The organism is Rhodohalobacter sp. 614A (assembly GCF_021462415.1).
In the GTDB taxonomy this organism is placed as follows: Bacteria; Bacteroidota; Rhodothermia; order Balneolales; family Balneolaceae; genus Rhodohalobacter.
Genome location: NZ_JAKEDS010000010.1, coordinates 1 through 5,351, shown reverse-complemented (window position 1 = coordinate 5,351; position 5,351 = coordinate 1). Strand labels below are relative to the sequence as shown.

Here is a 5,351-nt window from a genome sequence, read left to right as displayed (position 1 = left end):
GTTCTTTATAATATTGAAAGACAGACATAAACAGATTGTTTGAGTGGGCTGGGTAGAGGATTTTCCAGAGTGTACTATTTTAGATATATACAATGGAGAGTTTGATCCTGGCTCAGGACGAACGCTGGCGGCGGGCTTAACACATGCAAGTTGAAGGAGAAGGGGTGACTTCGGTTACCCTGGAGACTGGCGCACGGGTGAGTAACGCGTAGACAACCTGCCTATATCTGGGGGATAACTCCGCGAAAGCGGGGCTAATACCGCATAATGCAGCGGGGCCGCATGGCCACAGTTGTTAAAGGTTTTGGCCGGATATAGATGGGTCTGCGTGCTATTAGCTAGTTGGTAAGGTAACGGCTTACCAAGGCGATGATAGCTAGGGGGTCTGAGAGGATGATCCCCCACACTGGGACTGAGACACGGCCCAGACTCCTACGGGAGGCAGCAGTGAGGAATCTTGCGCAATGGGGGAAACCCTGACGCAGCCACGCCGCGTGCCGGAAGACGGCCCTATGGGTTGTAAACGGCTTTTGGTCGGGAAGAATCTGGGGGTTTCGACCCTCACTGACGGTACCGATTGAATAAGCACCGGCTAACTCCGTGCCAGCAGCCGCGGTAATACGGAGGGTGCAAGCGTTGTCCGGAATCATTGGGTGTAAAGGGTGCGCAGGCTGGCGCCTAAGTCGGAGGTGAAATCTTGCCGCTTAACGGTAAAATTGCCCCCGATACTGGGTGTCTTGAATCTGACAGAGGTCGGTGGAATTCGTAGTGTAGCGGTGAAATGCATAGATATTACGAAGAACACCAGTGGCGAAGGCGGCCGGCTGGGTCAGTATTGACGCTGAGGCACGAGAGCGTGGGGAGCGAACAGGATTAGATACCCTGGTAGTCCACGCTGTAAACGATGTATGCTAGTTGTTGGGTTTTCGGATTCAGTGACGCAGTTAACGCAGTAAGCATACCACCTGGGGAGTACGTTCGCAAGAATGAAACTCAAAGGAATTGACGGGGGCCCGCACAAGCGGTGGAGCATGTGGCTTAATTCGATGCAACGCGAAGAACCTTACCCGGGCTAAATCCACGATGACCGCTCCCGAAACGGAGCTTCCCTTCGGGGCATCATGGAAGGTGCTGCATGGCTGTCGTCAGCTCGTGCCGTGAGGTGTTGCCTTAAGTGGCGCAACGAGCGCAACCCCTGTGGTTAGTTACCAGCACGTAATGGTGGGGACTCTAGCCAGACTGCCTACGCAAGTAGTGAGGAAGGTGGGGACGACGTCAAGTCATCATGGCCCTTATGTCCGGGGCTGCACACGTGCTACAATGGACGGTACAACGGGAAGCCACCCTGCGAAGGGGCGCAGATCCTGAAAGCCGTTCCCAGTTCGGATTGGAGTCTGCAACTCGACTCCATGAAGGTGGAATCGCTAGTAATCGCGTATCAGCAACGACGCGGTGAATACGTTCCCGGGCCTTGTACACACCGCCCGTCAAGCGATGGAAGTTAGGAGTACCTGACGTCGCCGTGCTAATCCTTCGGGAAGGCAGGTGCCTAGGGTAAGCCTAGTAACTGGCGCTAAGTCGTAACAAGGTAGCCGTACCGGAAGGTGCGGCTGGATCACCTCCTATGAAGTGAAGATCCTTTTGGCCTGCTCAGCAATCTGTTTATGTTTGTTTTAAAAGTGGAGGGGAGTTGGCAGCCGCCACGGAGGCTACTTCCATTGGGAAATGGGCTTGTGGCTCAGGTGGTTCGAACGTCCCGAGGAGTCGGGAAGGCGCAGGTTTTCTGCGAGTTGGCTACCGGTGGCAAGTCCCAAAACATGGGCTTGTAGCTCAGGTGGTTAGAGCGCACGCCTGATAAGCGTGAGGTCGCAGGTTCAACTCCTGCCAAGCCCACTGCAGGTTAAAAAGAGGGGGCTATAGCTCAGCTGGCTAGAGCACCTGCTTTGCAAGCAGGGGGTCCGGGGTTCGAATCCCCGTAGCTCCACGGATTTTAGGTTTGAGTGCCTGAAGTTTGAAGTGCCTGAGGGTTAATTAAGTACTCCAAACTTCAAGTACTCCATGTACTTTGAAAGTTCTTTGACATATTGGTAGTAAATGCTGTGTATGTGTGTGTTATAATATTCCGCACGCACATACCAATTTTATTAGATCGAGGTAAAAAATCGAGCTCATTGCTTTGAAAGCGGGCTGCACGACCAGGTGTTGTGCAAGCCATGCAAGGAAAAGTAGAAAAGGGCACACGGTGGATGCCTAGGCATACAGTGGCGATGAAGGACGTGCTAAGCTGCGAAAATCTGCGGGGAGCTGCAAAGAAGCGTTGATCCGCGGGTATCCGAATGGGGAAACCCATCCCGAGCAATCGGGATATTCCGCAAGGAAGGCGAACCCTCCGAACTGAAACATCTAAGTAGGAGGAGGAAAAGAAAACAATAGTGATGTCCCAAGTAGTGGCGAGCGAACGGGACCCAGCCCAAATTCTGGCGGGGCAACCTGCCAGGAGGTAGTAGGACCACAGCATCTGAACTTGAAGCGAGTCGAAGCTGCCTGGAAAGCAGCCCCATAGACGGTGAAAGGCCGGTAGGCGAAGCGGACGGGGAGGTAGTGGTATCCTGAGTAATACGGGACCGGTGAAATCCTGTATGAATCCGGCGGCACCATCCGCCAAGGCTAAATACATCTGTATGACCGATAGTGGACAAGTACCGTGAGGGAAAGGTGAAAAGAACGCCGAGACGGCGAGTGAAATAGTACCTGAAACCGTGTGCTTACAAGCGGTCGGAGCTCATCTTCGGATGGGTGACGGCGTGCCTTTTGTATAATGAGCCTACGAGTTGCTCCTGTCGTGCGAGGTTAATCCGCTCAGCGGAGAAGCCGCAGCGAAAGCGAGTCTGAGAAGGGCGCGCAGTACGGCGGGGCAGACGCGAAACCGGGTGATCTATCCATGGTCAGGGTGAAGGCCGGGTAACACCGGCTGGAGGCCCGAACCGCCTGGCGTTGAAAAGCCATCGGATGAACTGTGGATAGGGGTGAAAGGCCAATCAAACTCGGAAATAGCTCGTACTCCCCGAAATATATTTAGGTATAGCGTTTGCCGTGGAGCCTGCCGGAGGTAGAGCACTGATTAGGCTAGGGCCCTTCACCGGGTACCAAACCTAGACAAACTCCGAATGCCGGTAGGTGTTGGCAAGCAGTCAGCAGCAGGGTGATAACGTCCTGTTGCGAGAGGGAAACAACCCAGATCATCGGTTAAGGTCCCAAAATACCAGCTAAGTTGAATAAAGAAAGTTGGATTGCCCAGACAACCAGGAGGTTGGCTTAGAAGCAGCCATTCCTTAAAAGAGTGCGTAATAGCTCACTGGTCGAGCGATCCGGCGTCGATAATTTGCGGGCATAAGCTGGTTACCGAAACCATGGATTCTATCACTTGATAGAGTGGTAGGGGAGCATACCGACTCCGCCGAAGGTTCTCTGTGAGGAGGATTGGAGGGGTCGGTAGAGAAACTGTAGGCATGAGTAACGATAAGAGGGGTGAGAAACCCCTCCACCGAAAACCCAAGGGTTCCTGATCAACGCTAATCGGATCAGGGTTAGTCGAGACCTAAGGTGTAGCCGAAAGGCGAAGCCGATGGAAAACCGGTTCAATATTCCGGTACCGACTCCAGCGCAAGGCAAAGGCGTGACGCAGAAGTGACACTTCCGCCTCCCCACGGAATGGGAGGTTAAAGGATGTAGGCTGTGGTGCAGGCAAATCCGCACCACGTTCCGCTGAACTCCGACAGTACCGGGAGGCTTCGGCCAAACGGATAGTGAAGGTAATCTGGCTGCCAAGAAAAGCGTCGTTGTTTGTTGGAGCTGCTCGTACCCCAAACCGACACAGGTGGGTGAGGAGAGGATCCTCAGGTGCTCGAGAAAATCGTGGCTAAGGAACTAGGCAAATTGGATCCGTAACTTCGGGAGAAGGATCCCCTGCCCTGATACGTCAGGGCGGGGCGCAGTGAAAAGGTTCAAGCGACTGTTTACCAAAAACACATGTCTCTGCTAAGCCGCAAGGCGATGTATAGGGACTGACACCTGCCCGGTGCCGGAAGGTTAAAGAAGGGGGTTAGCTTCGGCAAAGCTCCTGACTGAAGCCCCGGTAAACGGCGGCCGTAACTATAACGGTCCTAAGGTAGCGAAATTCCTTGTCGGGTAAGTTCCGACCTGCACGAATGGTGTAACGACTTGAACACTGTCTCGGCCACGAGCTCGGTGAAATTGTGGTATCGGTGATGACGCCGATTACCCGCAGCGGGACGGAAAGACCCCGTGAACCTTTACTACAACTTTACATTGGCTTCGGCGCCTGCATGTGCAGGATAGGCGGGAGACTTAGAAGCGGGTACGCCAGTACCTGTGGAGTCGTCGGTGAAATACCGCCCTTGCAGCCGCTGGATTCTAATTCCACACGGTGGAAGACAGTGTATGGTGGGTAGTTTGACTGGGGCGGTCGCCTCCTAAAGAGTAACGGAGGCTCCCAAAGGTACCCTCAGCACGGTTGGCAATCGTGCGCAGAGTGTAAAAGCATAAGGGTGCTTGACTGTAAGGCATACAGGCCGAGCAGGCACGAAAGTGGGGTTTAGTGATCCGGTGGCACCGAATGGAAGGGCCATCGCTCAAAGGATAAAAGGTACTCCGGGGATAACAGGCTTATCTCCCCCAAGAGTTCACATCGACGGGGAGGTTTGGCACCTCGATGTCGGCTCATCGCATCCTGGGGCTGGAGAAGGTCCCAAGGGTTTGGCTGTTCGCCAATTAAAGCGGTACGCGAGCTGGGTTCAGAACGTCGTGAGACAGTTCGGTCCCTATCTGCTGTGGGCGTAGGAATATTGAGGAGAGCTGCTCCTAGTACGAGAGGACCGGAGTGGACGCACCGCTAGTGTACCTGTTGTGACGCCAGTTGCATCGCAGGGTAGCTATGTGCGCATGTGATAAGCCGCTGAATGCATCTAAGCGCGAAGCACACTCCAAGATAAGTATTCCCCAAAGAGTCCAGGAAGACGACCTGGTTGATAGGCGGCAGGTGTACGCATGGTAACATGTTTAGCCGAGCCGTACTAATGACTCTTCAGGCTTTGCTTGCATGGTTTGCACAACCCCTCGGGGAAGGCAGGCCGCAAGGCAGGACTTGATTTTCCCGATCTTTAAAAAGCATTTACTACTAACATTGTCATCATTTTTTATGAAATTGATGAGGTGATTATCGCGCGGAGGCTCCACCCGTTCCCATCCCGAACACGGCCGTTAAGCTCCGCAGCGCCGATGGTACTCCCTTGCGGGGTAGAGTAGGTCGTTGCCTCATCCCTTTTTTCCCC

General features: G+C 53.9%; 2 tRNA genes and 3 rRNA genes. All 5 read left to right on the top strand.

The annotated features are described in order from the left end of the window. Nucleotides 1-89 precede the first annotated feature (89 nt). The 5 genes from L0B18_RS19660 to rrf all read left to right on the top strand — a co-directional run bounded on the left by L0B18_RS19660 (nt 90) and on the right by rrf (nt 5,338). A 16S ribosomal RNA gene (locus tag L0B18_RS19660) occupies nt 90-1,626 on the top strand. A gap of 193 nt (nt 1,627-1,819) precedes the next feature. Further along, nucleotides 1,820-1,893: transfer RNA gene (locus tag L0B18_RS19655), tRNA-Ile, on the top strand. Nucleotides 1,894-1,910: 17 nt separating this feature from the next. Further along, a tRNA-Ala gene (locus tag L0B18_RS19650) sits at nt 1,911-1,984 on the top strand. Nucleotides 1,985-2,219: 235 nt separating this feature from the next. Next, nucleotides 2,220-5,118 (top strand): 23S ribosomal RNA (locus L0B18_RS19645). Nucleotides 5,119-5,228: 110 nt separating this feature from the next. Continuing rightward, nucleotides 5,229-5,338: ribosomal RNA gene (gene rrf / locus L0B18_RS19640) — 5S ribosomal RNA — on the top strand. Together the 16S, 23S and 5S rRNA genes with 2 tRNA genes alongside form the textbook arrangement of a ribosomal RNA operon. Nucleotides 5,339-5,351: the final 13 nt, after the last annotated feature.